Genomic DNA, 19779 nt, shown 5'->3' with positions numbered 1-19779 from the left:
CATGGAAAATAACCAGCCGATAATCATCAAGCGCGTCAAGCGCTACGGTGGCGGGCATCACGGCGGGGCGTGGAAAATCGCCTTCGCCGACTTCGCCACGGCGATGATGGCGTTCTTCCTGGTGCTGTGGCTGCTGTCCACCGCCACCCCGGAGCAGAAGATCGCCATCGCCGGTTACTTCAAGGATCCGGTCGGCTTCTCCGAGAGCGGCACGCCATACATCATCGACCTGGGCGGTACGCCGACCCTGGCCCCGGAAAACACCCTCAACCCGGAAGTGAAGTCCCAGCCGCAGCCGGACAAGGTCACGGTCGACACCGAGCAGGTTGAAGGCATGGCCGAGCAGGTCGAGAAAGAGCGTCTGGAACTGCTGCTGCAAGAACTGCAGAACAAGGTCGAAGAGAATCCGCAACTGCAGAAGTTCAAGGATCAGATCCTGTTCGAGATCACTCCGAACGGTTTGCGCATCCAGATCATGGACGCCGAGAACCGGCCGATGTTCGACTCGGGTTCCGCGCGTCTGAAACCGTACTTCGAAGACATCCTGCTGGCCATGGCTGACACCATCAAGGCAGTGCCGAACAAGATCAGCATCAGCGGTCACACCGATGCCAAGCCTTACGTTGGCAACGGCGATTTCGGCAACTGGGAGCTCTCGGCCAACCGTGCCAACGCGGCCCGTCGTGCGCTGGTGGCCGGCAGCTATCCGGACTCGCAAGTGGCGCGGGTGGTGGGTTACGCCTCGTCGGCGCTGTTCGACAAGGAAAACCCGTTCAACCCGGTCAACCGCCGCATCGACATCGTGGTGCTGACCAAGAAGGCCCAGGCGGCCATCGAAGGTTCGCAAGGTGCTGACCCGGACAAGCCGGCGGCTGACAGTCAGAACGGTGGCGCGGCGGCTCCGGTCGATCCGAACGCGCTGCCGACCGACCAGCAACCGGTGGCCCCGCACGAGTTGCGCGAGCGGCTGAACCTGTTCGACGACCCGCTGCCGAAGCCGGCCGAACCGGGAAGTGCGGCGTCTGCACCGCCTGCACCGGCCGCTCCGCCAGCCACTGCGCCGGCTCCAGCGCCGAAGCCGTGAGGCACAAAAAAACCGACAGCGATGTCGGTTTTTTTGTGGGCGGAAGGTATGGCAGGGGACTCGGTGGTGAGGGGGACTTTGCTTTTGATTCCGCTCAGTAACCGTTCTCAGGCAGGCTGGCAATGATCGAGCGGTAGCTGTTCATCCGCTGTTGCTGCACCCGGCCATCTTCCAATGCCTTGAGCAATGCACAGCCCGGTTCACGATCATGCTTGCAGTCACGGAAGCGGCAGGTGCCGAGCAGGTCGTTGAACTCGATGAAACCGGCTTCCACATCGGCACGGCTGACATGGCCGAGGCCGAATTCACGGATGCCCGGGGAGTCGATCAGCTCACCGCCACCGGGGAAGTGGAACAGCCGCGCGGTGGTGGTCGTGTGCGTGCCCTGGCCGGACCATTCCGACAGCGGCCCGACACGGGTTTCGACATCCGGCAGCAGGCTGTTGACCAACGATGACTTGCCAACCCCGGACTGGCCGACGAACACGCTGATGCGTCCGTCGAGCTGCTTCTGCAACAGCTCCATGCCATTGCCGTGATGGGCGGATACTTCCAGCACCGGATAACCCAGGGTGCGGTAGACCGCCAGCAGCGCATTCAGCGCCGGGGCGTTCTGCTCGTCGATCAGGTCGAATTTGTTCAGCAGCAGCAACGGGCGAATGCCGGCGTGCTCGGCCGCCACCAGATAGCGGTCGATCAGGTTGGCGTGGGGCTCGGGCAGCGGGGCGAAGACAATGACGATCATGTCGACGTTGGCGGCCACCGGCTTGAGCTGGCCACGGCTGTCCGGGCGGCACAGTTCGGTGGTGCGCGGCAGTTGCGCGACGATCACCCCGATGCCCTGGTTGCCGGCGCGCCATACCACGCGATCGCCGGTCACCAGTGCAGGCAGGTTGGCGCGCAAGTGGCAGCGGAACACCTGGCCGGCCTGATCGCCGTCAACGGCCTCGACTTCGACCTGCACACCGAAGTGAGCGATCACCAGGCCGTGTTGTTCCGGGCCAAGGTCGCCACCCTCGAGCGCCTCGACAGCCGAGGACTCGCGTTTGGCGGCGCGGGCGGCGCGCTCGCCCTGAATCTTTTCGATGCGCCAGTTCTGGCGGCGATTGAGTTGGCGTTTGGCCATGGGTGTTCCGTAATAAAAGAATGCAGCGATTAGGTAAAACGGCGGCGAGTTTAGCACGCCCGGCCACCGGCCTAGGCTAAACTGCGCAGCATTGCCTAGGAGTCGAAATATGCAAAACCCGCAGAATCTGATCTGGATCGACCTGGAAATGACCGGTCTGGATCCGGAAAACGACGTCATCATCGAGATGGCCACCATCGTCACCGACAGTGACCTCAACACCCTGGCCGAAGGCCCGGTGATCGCCATCCACCACAGCGACGAAGTCCTCGCCCGCATGGACGAGTGGAACACCCGCACCCACGGCAACTCGGGCCTGACCCAGCGTGTGCGCGACAGCCGCATCAGCATGGCTGAAGCCGAAGCCCAGACCATCGCCTTCCTCGAACAATGGGTGCCGAAGGGCAAGTCGCCGATCTGCGGCAACAGCATCTGCCAGGATCGGCGCTTCCTTTATACCCACATGAAGGCGCTGGAAAGCTACTTCCACTACCGCAACCTCGACGTCTCCACGCTCAAGGAACTGGCCGCACGCTGGGCGCCGGACGTGCGCGACAGCTTCAAGAAGGGCAGCACCCACCTGGCGCTGGACGACATCCGCGAATCCATCGCCGAGCTGCAGCACTACCGCCAGCACTTCATCAAGGCCTGAGTAAGTTCCGGCGCTCCCACAAGGTCGCGCGGCTTTTGTGGGAGCGGGCTTGCCCGCGAATGGAGCGCCCGGTTCCTGAAGACTCAACGCCAGACAACATTCCTCGACGCCCCCTTCTGGTGCGACGTTGAAATGGCTAGACTGCGCGCCTTCCTGCCTGGATCGCCACCATGTTGCTGATGCTCTACCTGATCGCCATTACCGCCGAAGCCATGACCGGCGCCCTGTCTGCGGGACGGCGCGGCATGGACTGGTTCGGCGTGGTGCTGATCGCCTGCGTCACGGCACTGGGCGGCGGTTCGGTGCGCGACATGTTGCTCGGGCACTACCCGCTGACCTGGGTCAAACACCCGGAATACCTGGTGCTGACCTCCGCCGCCGCGATGATCACGGTGTTCACCGCGCGCTGGATGCGGCACCTGCGTTCGCTGTTTCTGGTGCTCGACGCGGTCGGCCTGGTGGCGTTCACCCTGATCGGCTGCATGACCGCTCTGGAAATGGGCCATGGCATGCTGGTGGCCTCGGTCAGCGGGGTGATTACCGGGGTTTTCGGCGGCATCCTGCGCGACATCTTCTGCAACGACATCCCGCTGATTTTCCGCCGTGAACTCTACGCCAGCGTCTCGTTCGCCGCCGCCTGGTGCTACATGCTGTGCCTGTATCTGAATGTGCCGAGTGAGCAGGCGATCCTGATCACCCTGTTCGGCGGGTTCCTGCTGCGGCTGCTGGCGATTCGGTTCCATTGGGAAATGCCCAAGTTCGTTTATAACGACGAGCATTGATGCGGTTTACGCGAGTCCGTGGCGTTTCAGCGCCCACTCGACATGCTCGCGCACCAGTTCCGACGGATAGTCCCGGCGTGCCTTGAGCGCTTCCAGTACCGGAATGCTCGACGGCGCATTGCCCAGTCCCACTGCCAGATTGCGCAGCCAGCGTTCGTAACCGGCGCGGCGCAGCGGTGAGCCTTCGGTGCTGCTGAGGAATTTATCCTCATCCCACAGGAACAGTTCGGCCAGTTCGGCGTTGTCGAGGTTGTGTCGTGGCTTGAAGTCGCTTTCCCCGGATGGCCGGGCGAAACGGTTCCACGGGCAGACGATCTGGCAGTCGTCGCAGCCGAACACCCGATTGCCGATCAGCGGTCGCAGGTCTTCGGGGATGGCGTTCTTCAGTTCGATGGTCAGGTAGGAAATGCAGCGACGGGCGTCCAGCACATACGGGCCGACGAAGGCGTTGGTCGGGCAGATGTCGAGGCACGCAGTGCAGCGGCCGCAATGTTCGGTGCTGTGCGGTTCGTCCACCGGCAGCGCCAGGTCGACAAACAGTTCGCTGAGGAAAAAATAACTGCCGGCCTTGCGGTTCAGAACCAGGGTGTTTTTGCCGATCCAGCCCAGGCCGGCCTGTTCGGCAATGGCCTTTTCCAGCACCGGGGCACTGTCGACGAAGGCGCGAAAACCGAACGGGCCGATGTGTGCCTGAATTTTATCTGCCAGTTGTTGCACGCGTTTACGGATCAATTTGTGGTAATCGCGGCCCAAGGCATAACGCGAGATGTAGGCTTTCTCCGGTTTCGCCAGCATTTGCGCCATTTGCGTGTCGCCAGGCAGGTAGTCCATGCGCAGGGAAACCACCCGCAGCGTGCCGGGCACCAGTTCCTCGGGGTGCGAGCGTTTGCTGCCGTGGGCGCCCATGTAGTCCATTTCGCCGTGGTAGCCGGCCTCGAGCCAGCGTTGCAGGTGCTGTTCATGCTCGGCCAGGTCCAGACCGCTGATGCCGACTTGCTGAAAGCCCAGCTCGCGGCCCCAGTCCTTGATGGATTGGGCGAGGGCGGGGAGGTCTGTGGTGATGGCGGACATGAGGCGAGAGAAACCGGAGCTGAGGTGCGTATAATTCTGCCAGACATCGGAGCCCGAAGACGCATGCCGCACACTAAAGATGAATTACCCGACGCGCTGTACCGCGCCGCGCAGGTGCGAGCACTCGATGCACGGCTGATCGCCGCCGGCACGCCGGGCTTCGAATTGATGCAGCGAGCGGCCTATGCGACTTGGCGCGCGCTGGTGCGCAAATGGCCGGCGGCGAGCGAGCTGACGGTGCTGGCCGGGCATGGCAACAATGCCGGTGACGGTTATCGGGTGGCCGCGCTGGCGCAGCGCGCCGGTTGGCGTGTGCGAGTCCTGGCTGTCGGCGATCCGCAGCGTTTGCAGGGCGATGCCGCGCGGGCTCACGCCGAGGCCGTGAGCGAAAACGTCGTGGTGACGGCCTGGAGTGCCGCGAGCGAACTGCGCGGTGTTGTCCTCGACGCGCTGCTGGGCATCGGATTGAACGGCGAGGTACGTGAGCCTTACGCCTCGGCCATCGCGGCGATCAATGCCAGTGGCCTGCCGGTGGTGGCGGTCGATATTCCTTCCGGGTTGTGCGCCGATACCGGCCGTGTGCTGGGGGATTCGGTTCGTGCAGATCTCACCGTGACCTTCATCGGACTCAAGCTTGGGTTGTTCACCGCTGACGCGGCGGATCACGTCGGCGAGCTGGTGTTTAACGATCTGCAAGCCTCTGCCGAAACCTTCAGTGACATTGCCGCCGCCGCGCGCCGTCTCAACGTGGCTAATCTGCGGCGTCTGGCGGCCCGGCCGCCAACGGCGCACAAGGGGCGATTCGGTCATGTGTTGCTGATCGGTGGCGATCACGGTTTTGGCGGGGCGATCCTGCTCAGCAGCGAGAGCGCGTTGCGCAGCGGGGCCGGCATGGTTTCGCTGGCCACCCGGGCCGAGCACGTGCCGGCGGCGTTGAACCGGGTGCCTGAAGTCATGGTGCTTGGCACTTCTTCGGCGAATCAGTTGATGGGCCTGCTGGAAAAGGTCTCCACGCTGGTGGTCGGGCCTGGGCTTGGGCAGGCCGGTTGGGGGCGGGCGTTGTTGTCGGCGGCGGCGAATGCGCCATTGCCGCAAGTGTGGGATGCCGACGCGTTGAATCTGCTGGCGAGCGGTGCGGTGAGCCTGCCCAAGGATTGCGTGATCACCCCGCATCCGGGCGAGGCGGCGCGGTTGCTGGGCATCAGCACCGCCGAGGTGCAGGCCGACCGTCCGGCGGCAGCCCTGGCCTTGAGCAAAAAATATACAGCGGTTGTGGTGCTCAAGGGCGCCGGCAGCCTGGTCGCACACCCGGACGGGCGTCTGGCCCTGTGTCATCAAGGGCATCCGGCAATGGCCACCGCCGGCCTCGGCGACGTGCTCGCCGGGTTGATCGGCGCGCTGCTGGCACAGGGCATGGACGGTTTTGACGCCGCTTGCCTGGGTGTCTGGCTGCACGCGAATGCGGGGCAGCAACAAGGTGAATTCGGCCGTGGGCTGGCGGCCAGTGATCTGATTCCAGCCATTCGTCAGTTGTTGGAGGAGCATGCACCGTGTCTGAAGTAACCCTGTACCTGGCCGATGAACAGGCTATGAGCGACTTTGGCGCACGGATCGCCCGCGTTACCCAGGGGCATGGGCTGATTTTTCTCGAAGGCAACCTCGGTATGGGCAAGACCACCCTGTCGCGGGGCATCATTCGCGGGCTGGGACATGTCGGCGCGGTGAAAAGTCCGACCTTCACCCTGGTCGAGCCCTACGAGATCGGTGATGTCCGTGCCTTTCACTTCGACCTGTATCGCCTGGTCGATCCGGAAGAACTGGAGTTTCTCGGTATCCGCGACTATTTCGAAGATGACGCGTTGTGCCTGATCGAGTGGCCGGATAAAGGTGCAGGCTTTTTGCCAAAGCCTGACCTGACCATTACCATTAGCCCGCAAGACAGCGGGCGTTCGCTGAACATTTTGTCCCAGGGTTCGCGTGGCGAGGCCTGGTGTGCCGCTTTGGCATTGGAATCCAATTAAATGATGGGGTTAGGTATGCGCTTTCGCGCGTTGGTGGCTGCCGCTGGACTGATGTTGATGGCAGTAACCGTCAACGCTGTGGCCGAGACGAAGGTCAACAGCGTGCGCCTGTGGCGGGCGCCGGATAACACGCGTCTGGTCTTTGACCTGACCGGTCCGGTGCAGCACAGCGTTTTCACCCTGACCGCACCGGACCGGCTGGTGATCGATATCAACGGCGCCACCCTCGGCGCGCCGCTGAATGTCCAGACCGCCAACACGCCGATCACCGCGATGCGCTCGGCGCAGCGCACGCCGACCGATCTGCGGGTGGTCATCGACCTGAAAAAAGCCGTCACCCCGAAAAGCTTCTCGCTGGCGCCGAACGCGCAGTATGGCAACCGTCTGGTGGTCGACCTGTTCGATAACCCGGCTGATGCCGCACCGCCACCTGCGCCGACCCCTTCGGTGGCCACCGTGCCGGCGGTGCCGGTCACTCCGACGGAGCCGGCGATCAAACTGCCACCTGCCCCGGCCGGCAAGCGCGACATCATTGTGGTGATCGACGCCGGCCACGGTGGCGAAGACCCGGGCGCCTCCGGCTCACGCGGCCAGCGCGAGAAAGACGTGGTGCTGCAGATCGCCCGCGAACTGCAACGCCAGGTCAACGGCATGAAAGGCTTCCGCGCCGAATTGACCCGTACCGGCGATTACTTCATCCCGTTGCGTGGCCGTACCGAAATCGCCCGCAAGAAGGGCGCCGACCTGTTCGTATCGATTCACGCCGACGCCGCGCCGTCTGCGGCAGCGTTCGGTGCTTCGGTGTTTGCCCTGTCTGACCGTGGCGCCACGTCCGAGACCGCCCGTTGGCTGGCCGACAGCGAAAACCGTTCCGACCTGATCGGCGGTGCCGGCAACGTCAGCCTCGACGACAAGGACCGGATGCTTGCCGGGGTGCTGCTCGACCTGTCGATGACCGCCTCGCTGACCTCCAGCCTCAACGTTGGCCAGAAGGTCCTGACCAACATCGGCCGGGTCACGCCACTGCACAAACAGCGCGTGGAACAGGCCGGATTCATGGTGCTGAAGTCGCCGGACATTCCGTCGATCCTGGTGGAAACCGGCTTCATCTCCAACGCCAACGAGGCCTCGAAACTCTCCGCGTCGAGCCACCAGCAAGCGCTGGCCCGCTCGATCAGCAGCGGCGTGCGCCAGTTCTTCCAGCAGAACCCGCCACCGGGCACTTACATTGCCTGGCTGCGTGACTCCGGCAAGATCGCTCAGGGGCCACGGGATCACCGAGTGAGCCCGGGGGAAACCCTGGCGATGATCGCCGTGCGCTACCAGGTTTCGCCAGCGACGCTGCGCAGCGCCAACAACCTGAGCAGCGATGAGTTGAAGGTCGGTCAGCACTTGACCATTCCCGGCACCGAACTGGCGTCCAAAGAATGAATCAGGTGTTGAGCGCTGCCCGTATCGAACTGCTCAGCCCACGGCTGGCGAACCAGATCGCCGCCGGCGAGGTGGTTGAGCGCCCGGCCTCGGTGATCAAGGAGTTGCTGGAAAACAGCCTCGACTCCGGCGCCCGGCGCATCGATGTCGATGTCGAGCAGGGCGGCGTCAAGCTGCTGCGGGTGCGCGACGATGGCAGCGGCATTTCCGCCGACGACCTGCCGCTGGCCCTGGCCCGTCACGCCACCAGCAAGATCCGCAATCTGGAAGACCTCGAACAGGTGATGAGCCTGGGGTTCCGTGGCGAGGCGCTGGCGTCGATCAGCTCCGTGGCACGCCTGACCCTGACTTCGCGCACTCGCGATGCCGATCAGGCCTGGCAAGTCGAGACTGAAGGCCGCGACATGGCGCCCAGGGTTCAGCCCGCTGCGCACCCGGTCGGCACCTCGGTGGAAGTTCGCGACCTGTTCTTCAACACCCCGGCGCGGCGCAAGTTTCTCAAGACTGAAAAAACCGAATTCGATCACTTGCAAGAAGTGATCAAGCGTCTGGCGCTGGCGCGCTTCGACGTGGCCTTCCATTTGCGCCACAACGGCAAGACCATCCTCAGCCTGCATGAAGCCCACGATGATGCGGCCCGCGCCCGGCGCGTGGCGGCGATCTGTGGCTCGGGCTTCCTCGAACAGGCGCTGCCGATCGAGATCGAGCGCAACGGTCTGCATCTGTGGGGCTGGGTCGGTCTGCCGACGTTCAACCGCAGTCAGGCCGACTTGCAGTATTTCTTCGTCAATGGCCGGGCGGTGCGCGACAAACTGGTGGCCCACGCGGTGCGCCAGGCCTATCGCGACGTTCTGTTCAATGGTCGGCATCCGACGTTTGCGCTGTTTTTCGAGGTCGATCCGGCGGCGGTGGACGTCAACGTCCACCCGACCAAGCACGAAGTCCGTTTCCGTGACGGACGCATGGTGCATGACTTCCTTTATGGCACCCTGCATCGGGCCTTGGGTGACGTGCGGCCAGAAGATCAACTCGGCGCGCCTGCCCCGACCACTGCCATCGTCCGCCCGACCGGGCTTGAGGCCGGTGAGTTCGGCCCGCAGGGCGAAATGCGTCTGGCGGCCAATGCACTGCTGGAACAACCGCAGGCGCAACCGGCGTTCAATACCTCGTCGGGCACCAGCAGTGGCGGCGGTTATCAGTACCAGTACACGCCGCGCCCGCAATCGGCAGTGCCGGCCGCCGAGGCGCAGGCCGCTTATCGCGAGTTCTTCGCGCCGCTGCCGGAAGCCAATGCCAATGCGCTGCCGGCCGGTCAGGACGACATTCCGCCCCTTGGCTACGCGCTGGCACAGCTCAAGGGCATCTACATTCTTTCCGAAAATGCCCAGGGGCTGGTGCTGGTGGACATGCACGCCGCCCACGAGCGGATCATGTATGAACGGCTGAAGATCGCCATGGCCAGCGAAGGCCTGAGCGGCCAGCCGCTGCTGGTGCCGGAGTCGCTGGCGGTCAGTCAGCGCGAGGCCGACTGCGCCGAGGAACATGCGGCCTGGTTCCAGCGCCTGGGCTTCGAGCTGCAACGTCTTGGCCCGGAAACCCTGGCGATCCGGCAGATCCCGGCCCTGCTCAAGCAGGCCGAGGCCAACCGGCTGGTCGGCGATGTACTCGCCGATCTGATGGAATATGGCACCAGCGACCGGATCCAGGCACACCTGAACGAACTGCTCGGCACCATGGCCTGCCACGGCGCGATCCGCGCCAACCGGCGGCTGGCCCTGCCGGAAATGAACGGCTTGCTGCGCGACATGGAAAACACCGAGCGCAGCGGTCAATGCAACCATGGCCGACCGACCTGGACCCAACTGGGCCTGGACGATCTGGACAAACTGTTCCTGCGCGGTCGTTGATGAGCCAGCTTCCTCCAGCGATTTTCCTGATGGGCCCGACCGCTGCGGGCAAGACCGATCTGGCCATCGAGCTGACCAAGGTGCTGCCGTGCGAGCTGATCAGCGTCGATTCGGCGCTGGTCTATCGCGGCATGGACATCGGCACCGCGAAGCCTTCCAAAGAGCTGCTGGCCGAATTTCCCCATCGCCTGATCGATATTCTCGATCCGGCAGAGAGCTATTCGGCCGCCGACTTCCGTCGTGATGCCCTGCAAGCCATGGCGGAAATCACCGTACGCGGAAAAATTCCCCTGCTGGTGGGCGGCACGATGCTCTATTACAAGGCTTTGGTCGAAGGTCTGGCGGACATGCCGGCGGCCGATCCCGAAGTCCGCGCGCAGATCGAAGAAGAGGCTGAGCGCCTTGGCTGGCAAGCCCTGCACGAGCAGTTGGCGGTGATCGATCCGGAGTCAGCGGCGCGCATTCATCCGAACGATCCGCAACGCCTGAGTCGCGCGCTGGAAGTTTATCGGGTCAGTGGTCAGAGCATGACCGAGCTGCGCCTGAAACAATCTGCGCAAAGTACTGAAGCAGCCGCATCGGGACTGCAACAATTGCCCTATACTGTCGCGAACTTGGCCATTGCCCCGGCAAACCGTCAGGTACTGCACGAGCGCATTAAACAAAGATTCACAATTATGTTGGAACAGGGATTTATCGACGAGGTCGTAGCCCTGCGTAAAAGAAGTGACCTGCATGCCGGGTTACCGTCTATACGTGCGGTAGGCTACCGCCAAGTCTGGGATTACCTGGATGGCAAGCTGACAAAGGCCGAAATGCAGGAGCGCGGCATCATTGCCACGCGCCAGTTGGCCAAGCGTCAGTTCACCTGGCTGCGCAGCTGGGAAGATTTACACTGGCTCGACAGTCTGGATTGCGACAATCTGCCACGCGCCTTGAAATACCTTGGGACCATCTCCATATTGAGCTGAGTCCTTGCAATTGCCGTCTATCCTTGGGGGTGTGGCGGCAAAAGCCATCTGAATTACCTATTTTTTATATTGAATCCTTAAAGGAGTGCGGCACATGTCAAAAGGGCATTCGCTACAAGACCCTTACTTGAATACTTTACGTAAAGAGAAAGTGGGGGTTTCCATCTATCTGGTTAACGGGATCAAGCTGCAAGGCACGATCGAGTCGTTCGACCAGTTCGTTATCCTGCTGAAAAACACCGTCAGCCAGATGGTTTACAAGCACGCCATCTCTACAGTCGTACCGGTTCGCCCGATTCGTCTGCCTAGCGCAACCGACGACGGTGCTGACGCTGAGCCAGGTAACGCCTGATAGGAGTCTCCTTTGTTCTTTGAGCGCCACGGTGGTGGTGAACGAGTCATCCTCGTTCACTTGGATGGACAGGACCCTGAGGCGCGCGAAGATCCGCAGGAGTTTCAGGAGCTGGCAAATTCGGCTGGCGCCGAGACCGTTGCGTTTTTTAACGTGCCGCGTCATCGGCCAACCGCCAAATACCTGATTGGCAGTGGCAAGGTCGAGGAACTGCGCGACCTGGTTCACGCCGAAGAAGCCGATCTGGTGATCTTCAATCATGTCCTCACGCCCAGTCAGGAACGTAACCTCGAACGTGTTTTCGAGTGTCGCGTGATCGACCGCACGGGCCTGATTCTCGATATTTTCGCCCAACGCGCCCGTACCCATGAAGGCAAGCTCCAGGTCGAACTGGCCCAGCTTGACCACATGAGTACCCGGCTGGTTCGTGGCTGGACTCACCTTGAGCGTCAGGGTGGCGGTATCGGCATGCGCGGCCCGGGTGAAACCCAGCTCGAAACCGACCGCCGTCTGCTGCGGGTGCGCCTGCGCCAGATCAAGGGTCGCCTGGAAAAAGTGCGCAGCCAGCGCGAACAGTCGCGACGCGGCCGCTCGCGTGCGGACATCCCTACCGTATCGCTGGTGGGATATACCAACGCCGGCAAATCCACGCTCTTCAACAACGTGACGAAGTCCGAGGTGTACGCGGCTGACCAGTTGTTTGCCACGCTGGACCCGACCTTGCGCCGTCTGGAACTGGACGACCTGGGGCCGATTGTCCTGGCCGACACCGTGGGTTTCATTCGTCACTTGCCGCACAAGCTGGTCGAGGCATTTCGGTCTACGCTCGAAGAGTCGAGCAACTCCGACCTGTTGTTGCATGTGATCGACGCGGCCGAGCCGGATCGCATGTTGCAGATCGAGCAGGTGATGGTGGTGCTGGGCGAGATTGGCGCCCAGGACTTGCCGATCCTCGAGGTCTATAACAAACTCGATTTGCTTGAAGGCGTTGAGCCACAAATCCAGCGCGACGAAAACGGCAGGCCTCAACGGGTCTGGCTGTCGGCGCGTGATGGCACGGGTCTGGAATTGCTTGAACAAGCCATTGCCGAGTTGCTGGGCAGTGACTTGTTTGTCGGTACGTTGCGCTTGCCTCAGCGGTTTGCGCGCCTGCGTGCGCAGTTCTTCGAACTGGGCGCGGTGCAGAAAGAAGAATACGACGAAGAAGGTGTCAGCTTGCTGGCCGTTCGATTGCCACGCTCGGAGCTCAATCGACTGGTCAGCCGTGAAGGCGTTGTGCCGACGGAGTTCATCGAGCAACACACTTTGCAATAAAAGCCTGAAAAAGCGGTTGTGCCGCAACGGCAGGCATTCTGTAGCATTGGTCGGCGCGCCGTGGGTGCGTCTTTGCTTTATCAGATGGAGAGCGCTATGGCTTGGAATGAGCCGGGTGGCAACTCGAACAATCAGGATCCCTGGGGTGGCAAGCGTCGCAACAATGGCGACCGCAAGGGGCCGCCGGATCTCGACGAAGCCTTCCGAAAGCTGCAGGAAAGCCTGAACGGGTTATTCGGTGGTGGAAAAAAACGCGGTGATGACGGTGGTGGTCCAGGCAAGAGTGGCGGCTTCGGCGGCCTGCTCGGCATTGGCCTTGTCGTGCTTGCGGCGGTATGGCTGTACAGCGCGGTATACGTCGTGGACGAGCAGGAGCAGGCCGTGGTGCTGCGCTTCGGCAAGTACTACGAAACCGTCGGCCCGGGCCTGAACATCTACTTCCCGCCGATCGACAAGAAGTACATGGAAAACGTCACGCGTGAGCGTGCCTACACCAAGCAGGGCCAGATGCTGACCGAAGACGAGAACATCGTCGAAGTGCCGCTGACCGTGCAGTACAAGATCAGCAACCTGCAGGACTTCGTGCTGAACGTCGACCAGCCGGAAATCAGCCTGCAGCATGCGACCGACAGTGCGCTGCGCCATGTGGTGGGTTCCACCGCCATGGACCAGGTGCTGACCGAAGGTCGTGAGCAGATGGCCAGCGAAATCAAGGAGCGTCTGCAACGCTTCCTCGATACCTACCGCACCGGCATCACCGTCACTCAGGTCAACGTACAGAGCGCAGCCGCACCGCGCGAAGTGCAGGAAGCCTTCGATGACGTGATCCGCGCCCGTGAAGACGAGCAGCGTTCGCGCAACCAGGCTGAAACCTACGCCAACGGCGTCGTGCCGGAAGCCCGTGGTCAGGCCCAGCGCATCATCGAGGATGCCAACGGTTACCGTGACGAAACGATCTCCCGCGCCAAGGGTGAGGCCGATCGCTTCACCAAACTGGTCGCCGAGTATCGCAAGGCACCTGAAGTCACTCGCGAGCGTCTGTACCTGGACACCATGCAGGAAGTCTTCAGCAGCACCAGCAAGGTACTCGTGACCGGCAACAAGAACGGCCAGAGCAACCTGCTTTACCTGCCGCTGGACAAAATGGTCGAAAGTGGTCGCAGCACCAGCGCTCCGGTGAGCGGCAGTGCGGCAACCACCAGCAATGAAGCAAATGCGCGTGCCGCAGCCGATCTGCAGCAACAGCAGGCACGTACCAGGGAGAGTCGCTGATGAGCAATAAATCGCTGATCGCCCTTATTGTCGGCGTTGTCGTGGCGATCGCTGCCTGGAACTGCTTCTACATCGTGGCTCAGACCGAGCGTGCGGTGCTGCTGCAGTTCGGTCGCGTGGTTCAGGCGGATGTCCAGCCAGGTCTGCATGTGAAAGTGCCTTACGTCAACCAGGTGCGTAAATTCGACGCCCGCCTGATGACGCTCGATGCACCGACGCAGCGCTTCCTGACCCTGGAAAAGAAAGCCGTGATGGTCGATGCCTATGCCAAGTGGCGCGTGAAGGACGCCGAGCGTTTCTACACCGCGACGTCCGGCCTCAAGCAGATCGCCGACGAGCGTCTGTCCCGCCGTCTGGAGTCGGGCCTGCGTGACCAGTTCGGTAAACGCACCCTGCACGAAGTGGTGTCCGGCGAGCGCGATGCGCTGATGGCCGATATCACGGCGTCGCTGAACAAGATGGCGGAAAAAGAGCTGGGGATCGAAGTGGTCGATGTCCGGGTCAAGGCCATCGATCTGCCGAAGGAAGTCAACCGCAGCGTGTTCGAGCGGATGAGCACCGAGCGTGAGCGTGAAGCTCGCGAGCACCGCGCCAAGGGTAACGAGCTGGCAGAAGGCATCCGTGCCGACGCCGATCGCCAACGCCGCGTGCTGCTGGCTGAAGCCTATCGTGAATCGGAAGAGGTTCGCGGTGATGGCGACGCTCAGGCGGCTGCGATCTACTCCAAGGCCTACGGCCAGGACCAGGAGTTCTACGGTTTCTACCGTAGCCTGCGTGCCTACCGTGAAAGCTTCGCGAACAAATCCGACGTCATGGTTCTCGACCCAAGCAGCGACTTCTTCCGTTACCTGGAAAAGGTCAAGCCTTGATACGACGTTGACCTGAATCACTCCGCCTGGCGGCTAAAGCGTCTGGCGGGGTGATCCTTTGGGAAAACGTGTGTATGATGCGGCAGCCGGGAAATTCCCGGCTTTTTTGCGTCTGCACGTTTGATTGCTGTTTTTGCTGCAGAACATCGGGTTGAATGGCCCGACAGTTTTTCGAGGAAAGTGGTTGGCGAGGCCGGTAACCGGCGTGTCGCTGCGTCGTTCTTGCGCGTGTGTTTTGAACGGCCCGATCATTTTCTGCTTCACTCAAGGCTCGCCCTAGGGTTGGCCGCCCGGATCAAAGGGGAATGGCGTAATGGCAACGGTAGACCGCTGGCTGCTGCCAGATGGCATCGAAGAAGTACTGCCACCGGAAGCGGCGCGCATTGAAGTTGCGCGTCGCCAGGTGTTGGATCTGTTCCAGAGCTGGGGTTACGAGTTTGTCGTGACTCCCCATATCGAGTACCTGGAATCCCTGCTGACCGGCGCGGGCCAGGACCTGGATTTGCGTACCTTCAAGGTCATCGATCCGCAATCGGGCCGGCAGATGGGTTTCCGTGCCGACATCACGCCGCAAGTGGCGCGCATCGATGCGCACACCCTGCGTCGCGAGGGTCCGAGTCGTCTGTGCTACGCCGGCAGCGTGCTGCACGCCCAGCCGCGTGCGTTGTCGTCTTCGCGCAGCCCGATCCAGTTGGGCGCCGAGCTGTACGGCGATGCCAGTCCGAGCAGCGACGTCGAAGTCATCAGCCTGATGCTCGCCATGCTGCAACTGGCGGATGTGCCGGATGTGCACATGGACCTGGGGCATGTCGGCATCTACCGTGGCCTGGCCCAGGCGGCCGGGTTGTCGGGCGAAGTCGAGCAGCAGCTGTTTGATGCGTTGCAACGCAAGGCGATCGATGAGGTCATTACCTTGACCGAAGGCCTGCCAGCCGATTTGTCCGGCATGCTGCGTGCGCTGGTCGACCTGTGCGGTGGCCGTGAAGTGCTGAGCGCTGCCCGTGAACGTCTGGCCAATGCGCCGGCACCGGTACTGGCTGCACTGGAAGATCTGCTGGCGATCGCCGAGCGGTTGTCGGTGCGCTTCCCGGAGCTGCCGTTGTACTTCGACCTCGGCGAGTTGCGCGGTTATCACTACCACACCGGCGTGGTGTTTGCGGTGTTCGTGCCGGGTGTTGGTCAGTCCATCGCCCAGGGCGGTCGCTACGACGACATCGGCGCCGACTTCGGTCGCGCCCGTCCGGCCACCGGCTTCTCCACCGATTTGAAAACCCTGGTGACCCTGGGGCGTGCTGAGATCGAGCTACCGTCTGGCGGTATCTGGATGCCTGACAGTACGGATGCGGCACTCTGGCAGCAGGTTTGCCAGTTGCGCAGTGAGGGTCAGCGTGTCGTTCAGGCGTTGCCTGGACAGCCATTGGCCGCCGCCCGTGATGCGGACTGCGACCGGCAATTGATCCAGCAGAACGGGCTTTGGCAAGTATCGCCACTGGCTTCTTGAGTTTTCCCGCCGGCCATCGCCGGCACCAAGTTTGCGCGAATGAGGACAAGTGTTATGGGTAAGAATGTCGTAGTCCTGGGCACCCAGTGGGGTGATGAGGGCAAAGGCAAGATCGTTGATCTGCTGACCGAACATGCTGCCGCCGTAGTGCGCTACCAGGGTGGCCACAACGCTGGTCACACCCTGGTGATCGACGGCGAAAAAACCGTCTTGCACCTGATCCCGTCGGGCGTGCTGCGCGAAGGCGTGCAGTGCCTGATCGGCAACGGCGTGGTGGTTGCACCTGACGCCCTGCTGCGGGAAATCAACAAGCTGGAAGAGAAAGGCGTACCGGTGCGCGAGCGCCTGCGCATCAGCCCTTCCTGCCCGCTGATCCTGTCCTTCCACGTGGCGCTGGACCAGGCCCGCGAAAAGGCCCGTGGCGAGCTGAAGATCGGTACTACCGGTCGCGGCATCGGCCCGGCGTACGAAGACAAGGTTGCGCGTCGTGGCCTGCGTGTTGGCGACCTGCTCAACATGCCGCGCTTTGAAGACAAGCTGCGTGAACTGGTGGACTACCACAACTTCACGCTGGTCGGTTACTACAAAGAGCCTGCCATCGACTTCGAAAAGACCCTGGCCGAGTGCAAGGAATACGCTGAACTGCTCAAGCCGCTGATGCTGGACGTAACGGCCGAGCTGCATGACCTGCGTCGTGCCGGCAAAGACATCATGTTCGAAGGTGCCCAAGGCTCGTTGCTCGACATCGACCATGGGACCTACCCGTACGTGACCAGCTCCAACACCACCGCAGGTGGCGTGGCTACCGGTTCGGGTGTTGGCCCGATGTTCCTGGACTATATCCTGGGCATCACCAAGGCTTACACCACTCGCGTGGGTTCGGGTCCATTCCCGACTGAGCTGTTTGACGAAGTAGGTGCGCACCTGGCCAAACAAGGTCACGAGTTCGGCGCTACCACCGGCCGTGCCCGTCGTTGCGGCTGGTTCGACGCCGTCATCCTGCGTCGCGCTATCGATGTGAACAGCATCTCGGGCATCTGCCTGACCAAGCTGGACGTACTCGACGGCCTGGAAACCATCAACATCTGCACCGGCTACAAAGATGCGCAAGGCAATGCCGTTGCTCCGACTGATGCTGACAGCTACGTAGGCCTTCAGCCTGTGTACGAAGAAGTACCGGGCTGGACCGAATCGACCGTGGGTGCCAAAACCCTGGAAGAGCTGCCGGCTAACGCTTGTGCCTACATCAAGCGCGTTGAAGAGTTGATTGGCGCGCCGATCGACATTATTTCGACAGGCCCGGATCGCAACGAAACCATCGTTCTGCGTCATCCGTTTGCTTGATAAGTCGTTGATGTAAAAAACAAAGGCCCCTTGATCGGGGCCTTTGTCGTTTATGCCTGTTGGACGGCACGACCTTTGCTGTAAATATCCCGACAAGAATGCCATCAAATTAATGGCGTCAGAAGTAGAGGGATTCACAGTGTCGGCCGTTCTCTCGCTGTTACAAAGCCGTTTATTGCGGCCCGTGTTCGTTACCCTTGGTATCGCCCTTTTGGTGCAAGTGCTGGTGGCCGTCGCCCTGACGCGAAGCACCGTCACGGCGCTGGAAGCCGACCTCGGCACTCGTCTGGGCGCCGACAGCCAGAAGCTGTCCGGCGAGCTGGAACAGGCCGGGCGCGAAGTCACGTCGAGCCTCGACAGCCTTTCCTCCAGTACCCGTCAGCGTCTCACCGCCGGCCTGTCCTCGCGTCTGAAGGACGAGCAGGCGCAACTGCGTGCGACCCTGGAAAAAGACCTGAAGGACTCGGCCAATGACATGGCTCAGTTGCTGGCTTCCGTCGCGCCTCGCGCCATGTGGGACAGCGACGTTCCGACCCTGTCCGAATTCGCCCGGCGTGCCCAGCGTAATCCCAACGTGCTGTTCGTGGTTTACGACGACGCCACGGGCCAGCATCTGACGCGCTACCTCAACCGCGAAAACCCGATCAACAAGGCCCTGCTGGAAAAAGGCCAGGGCGAGCGGGCGCTGGACAAGTTGCTGGATGCGGCGAAGAACGATCCGTCGGTTTTCTATATCGAAGCGTCGATCAATCCGAACGGCGTGGAAATCGGCAAGGTGTTGATGGGCGTTTCCACCGCGTCGGTGGAAACCGACCTGGCGGCGCTCGATCAGCGTTTCTCGGCGTTGATTGCCAGCAGCGATCAACTGGTCGGCGACAGCCTCAAGGGGGCGGCGGCCGACAGTGCCACGGCGATGCGTGCGCGCCTGCAATCGGCACAATCCACCGCCGGCGAAATGAAAGCCAACACCACCAGCACCGTGCAGGACGCCGCCGCGACGCTGCGCTGGCGCATCGGCATGGGCCTGGCACTGGTAGGCGCCGGTGTGCTGTTGCTGCTGGCGGTGGTGCTGGGTCATCGCGTGGTCAATCGGCTGAAGATGCTCAACGCCGCAATGGATGACCTCGCCGCCGGCGAAGGCGATCTGACCAAGCGCGTGCAGATCAACAGCAAGGACGAGATCGGCGACATGGCGTCGGCGGTCAACCGCTTTGTGGATAAGTTGCAGCCGATCGTGCGCGAGGCCGGGGATGTGGCCCAACGCACCGGCGTGGAAATCGGCGCCATGACCTTGCGCAATGCCGGCGCCGACGCGGCGGCCGGTATGCAGCGTGATGAAGTGGCGGAAAGTCTGCGGGCGCTTTCGCAAATGGCCGACGAGGCGCAATCGGAAAGCCATGCCATGCAGGCCGCGTTGAAGCAAGTGGTCGATATCCGTCAGGCCACCGACGAAAACACCCGCACGTCGGCCAAGGTCGGCAGCCTGATCGAGGCGCTGGCGGGGCAGGTCGACACCGGGGCGAAAGTCATCGAACGCCTGGCGCAGCAGAGCGAGCAGATCGAAGTGGTGCTGACCGTGATTCACGGTATCGCCGAGCAGACCAACCTGCTGGCGCTCAACGCGGCGATCGAAGCGGCGCGGGCCGGCGAAACCGGTCGTGGCTTTGCTGTGGTAGCGGACGAAGTGCGTGCGCTGGCGAGCAAGACACAAAGCTCGACCGGCGACATTCAGGCGCACATCGTCGCCTTGCAGCAGGGCGCTCGTGAGGCGGTGGAAGCGATCGGTCAGGCCGGGCGCCAGGCCAGCGAAGGTTTGCTGGTGCTGCGCGACAGCGCGCGGTTGCAGCAATCGGTACAGGCTTCGGTCGAGCAGGTGCATGCGGCGATTGGCCTGGCGACTCAGGCGGCGGCACATCAGGCGCAAGGTGCGCAGGCGGTACGCGGACGAGTCGAAACGATTCATGCCCAGGCCGAGAAGGCCGCGCAGGCGGTGGTGGAAACCACGGCCAGCGGCAAGGTCCTGGATGGCCTGGCCGCGCAGCTCAAGGCGAGTCTGGGGCAATTCCGGGCCTGATATGCCGG

General features: G+C 62.4%; 17 protein-coding genes. 15 read left to right on the top strand and 2 right to left on the bottom strand.

What is annotated here, in order from left to right; genetic code table 11:
* The first annotated feature begins 1 nt into the window (after position 1).
* On the top strand, positions 2 to 1084 hold the full coding sequence (gene motB, locus N8H74_RS07570) for a flagellar motor protein MotB (protein WP_262146806.1): 1083 nt from the start codon (positions 2 to 4) through the stop codon (positions 1082 to 1084).
* A 94-nt stretch (positions 1085 to 1178) separates the two neighbouring features.
* Here the strand turns inward: motB and rsgA are convergent, their stop codons facing one another.
* Complete coding sequence (gene rsgA, locus N8H74_RS07565) at positions 1179 to 2210, bottom strand: small ribosomal subunit biogenesis GTPase RsgA (RefSeq protein ID WP_217832744.1); 1032 nt, start codon at positions 2208 to 2210, stop codon at positions 1179 to 1181.
* 109 nt (positions 2211 to 2319) lie between these two features.
* Here rsgA and orn point away from each other — a divergent pair, with 109 nt between their 5' ends.
* Both orn and N8H74_RS07555 read left to right on the top strand, forming a co-directional pair.
* Positions 2320 to 2862, top strand: a complete 543-nt coding sequence (gene orn / locus N8H74_RS07560; RefSeq protein WP_217832743.1) for an oligoribonuclease — start codon at positions 2320 to 2322, stop codon at positions 2860 to 2862.
* Positions 2863 to 3032: 170 nt separating this feature from the next.
* Positions 3033 to 3644, top strand: coding sequence for a trimeric intracellular cation channel family protein (locus tag N8H74_RS07555; protein ID WP_217832742.1), 612 nt, complete (start codon positions 3033 to 3035; stop codon positions 3642 to 3644).
* A gap of 6 nt (positions 3645 to 3650) precedes the next feature.
* On the opposite strand, the gene queG is transcribed toward N8H74_RS07555, so the two are convergent.
* Entirely contained in the window at positions 3651 to 4715 is a 1065-nt protein-coding gene (gene queG, locus N8H74_RS07550; protein ID WP_262146805.1) for a tRNA epoxyqueuosine(34) reductase QueG, read from the bottom strand.
* 63 nt (positions 4716 to 4778) lie between these two features.
* Between queG and N8H74_RS07545 the strand changes: the two genes are divergently transcribed.
* The 12 genes from N8H74_RS07545 to N8H74_RS07490 all read left to right on the top strand — a co-directional run bounded on the left by N8H74_RS07545 (position 4779) and on the right by N8H74_RS07490 (position 19771).
* Positions 4779 to 6278 (top strand): NAD(P)H-hydrate dehydratase, encoded by a 1500-nt coding sequence (locus tag N8H74_RS07545; RefSeq protein WP_262146804.1) that lies wholly within the window; start codon positions 4779 to 4781, stop codon positions 6276 to 6278.
* Positions 6266 to 6736: a tRNA (adenosine(37)-N6)-threonylcarbamoyltransferase complex ATPase subunit type 1 TsaE gene (gene tsaE, locus N8H74_RS07540; protein ID WP_217832739.1), complete on the top strand. Its 471-nt coding sequence runs from the start codon at positions 6266 to 6268 to the stop codon at positions 6734 to 6736. Before N8H74_RS07545 ends, tsaE begins: the two co-directional genes overlap by 13 nt.
* A gap of 3 nt (positions 6737 to 6739) precedes the next feature.
* The gene (locus N8H74_RS07535; protein WP_217832762.1) at positions 6740 to 8167 is read left to right on the top strand and encodes an N-acetylmuramoyl-L-alanine amidase; all 1428 of its coding nucleotides are present in this window, start codon (positions 6740 to 6742) and stop codon (positions 8165 to 8167) included.
* A 5-nt stretch (positions 8168 to 8172) separates the two neighbouring features.
* Positions 8173 to 10074: a DNA mismatch repair endonuclease MutL gene (mutL, locus tag N8H74_RS07530; RefSeq protein ID WP_262147102.1), complete on the top strand. Its 1902-nt coding sequence runs from the start codon at positions 8173 to 8175 to the stop codon at positions 10072 to 10074.
* Entirely contained in the window at positions 10074 to 11045 is a 972-nt protein-coding gene (gene miaA, locus N8H74_RS07525) for a tRNA (adenosine(37)-N6)-dimethylallyltransferase MiaA (RefSeq protein ID WP_262146803.1), read from the top strand. The genes mutL and miaA overlap by 1 nt, the downstream gene beginning before the upstream one ends.
* Before the next feature lie 94 nt (positions 11046 to 11139).
* Positions 11140 to 11397: an RNA chaperone Hfq gene (gene hfq / locus N8H74_RS07520; RefSeq protein ID WP_217832737.1), complete on the top strand. Its 258-nt coding sequence runs from the start codon at positions 11140 to 11142 to the stop codon at positions 11395 to 11397.
* 12 nt (positions 11398 to 11409) lie between these two features.
* Positions 11410 to 12711 carry a ribosome rescue GTPase HflX gene (hflX, locus tag N8H74_RS07515; RefSeq protein WP_217832736.1) on the top strand — a complete coding sequence of 434 codons (1302 nt, stop codon included), beginning with the start codon at positions 11410 to 11412 and terminating at the stop codon, positions 12709 to 12711.
* Positions 12712 to 12807: 96 nt separating this feature from the next.
* Positions 12808 to 13983: an FtsH protease activity modulator HflK gene (gene hflK / locus N8H74_RS07510; protein ID WP_217832735.1), complete on the top strand. Its 1176-nt coding sequence runs from the start codon at positions 12808 to 12810 to the stop codon at positions 13981 to 13983.
* Positions 13983 to 14852 carry a protease modulator HflC gene (gene hflC / locus N8H74_RS07505; protein ID WP_217832734.1) on the top strand — a complete coding sequence of 290 codons (870 nt, stop codon included), beginning with the start codon at positions 13983 to 13985 and terminating at the stop codon, positions 14850 to 14852. The genes hflK and hflC overlap by 1 nt, the downstream gene beginning before the upstream one ends.
* A gap of 313 nt (positions 14853 to 15165) precedes the next feature.
* The gene (locus N8H74_RS07500; protein ID WP_011332186.1) at positions 15166 to 16353 is read left to right on the top strand and encodes an ATP phosphoribosyltransferase regulatory subunit; all 1188 of its coding nucleotides are present in this window, start codon (positions 15166 to 15168) and stop codon (positions 16351 to 16353) included.
* 54 nt (positions 16354 to 16407) lie between these two features.
* Positions 16408 to 17697 carry an adenylosuccinate synthase gene (locus N8H74_RS07495; protein ID WP_262146802.1) on the top strand — a complete coding sequence of 430 codons (1290 nt, stop codon included), beginning with the start codon at positions 16408 to 16410 and terminating at the stop codon, positions 17695 to 17697.
* A 139-nt stretch (positions 17698 to 17836) separates the two neighbouring features.
* Positions 17837 to 19771 (top strand): methyl-accepting chemotaxis protein, encoded by a 1935-nt coding sequence (locus N8H74_RS07490; protein WP_217832731.1) that lies wholly within the window; start codon positions 17837 to 17839, stop codon positions 19769 to 19771.
* Positions 19772 to 19779: the final 8 nt, after the last annotated feature.

The organism is Pseudomonas sp. B2M1-30 (genome assembly GCF_025447575.1).
Lineage (GTDB): Bacteria > Pseudomonadota > Gammaproteobacteria > Pseudomonadales > Pseudomonadaceae > Aquipseudomonas > Aquipseudomonas botevensis.
The sequence above is the reverse complement of the archived record's forward strand: the minus strand, read 5'-3'. Positions and strand labels throughout refer to the sequence as shown.

Coding starts and splice junctions, on each gene's coding strand:
- N8H74_RS07545 (WP_262146804.1), top strand. CDS start 4,779: ATGCCGCACACTAAAGATGAATTACCCGACGCGCTGTACCGCGCCGCG.
- N8H74_RS07555 (WP_217832742.1), top strand. CDS start 3,033: ATGTTGCTGATGCTCTACCTGATCGCCATTACCGCCGAAGCCATGACC.
- N8H74_RS07500 (WP_011332186.1), top strand. CDS start 15,166: ATGGCAACGGTAGACCGCTGGCTGCTGCCAGATGGCATCGAAGAAGTA.
- N8H74_RS07495 (WP_262146802.1), top strand. CDS start 16,408: ATGGGTAAGAATGTCGTAGTCCTGGGCACCCAGTGGGGTGATGAGGGC.
- rsgA (WP_217832744.1), bottom strand. CDS start 2,210: ATGGCCAAACGCCAACTCAATCGCCGCCAGAACTGGCGCATCGAAAAG.
- hflK (WP_217832735.1), top strand. CDS start 12,808: ATGGCTTGGAATGAGCCGGGTGGCAACTCGAACAATCAGGATCCCTGG.
- hflC (WP_217832734.1), top strand. CDS start 13,983: ATGAGCAATAAATCGCTGATCGCCCTTATTGTCGGCGTTGTCGTGGCG.
- motB (WP_262146806.1), top strand. CDS start 2: ATGGAAAATAACCAGCCGATAATCATCAAGCGCGTCAAGCGCTACGGT.
- N8H74_RS07535 (WP_217832762.1), top strand. CDS start 6,740: ATGGGGTTAGGTATGCGCTTTCGCGCGTTGGTGGCTGCCGCTGGACTG.
- queG (WP_262146805.1), bottom strand. CDS start 4,715: ATGTCCGCCATCACCACAGACCTCCCCGCCCTCGCCCAATCCATCAAG.
- orn (WP_217832743.1), top strand. CDS start 2,320: ATGCAAAACCCGCAGAATCTGATCTGGATCGACCTGGAAATGACCGGT.
- miaA (WP_262146803.1), top strand. CDS start 10,074: ATGAGCCAGCTTCCTCCAGCGATTTTCCTGATGGGCCCGACCGCTGCG.
- hfq (WP_217832737.1), top strand. CDS start 11,140: ATGTCAAAAGGGCATTCGCTACAAGACCCTTACTTGAATACTTTACGT.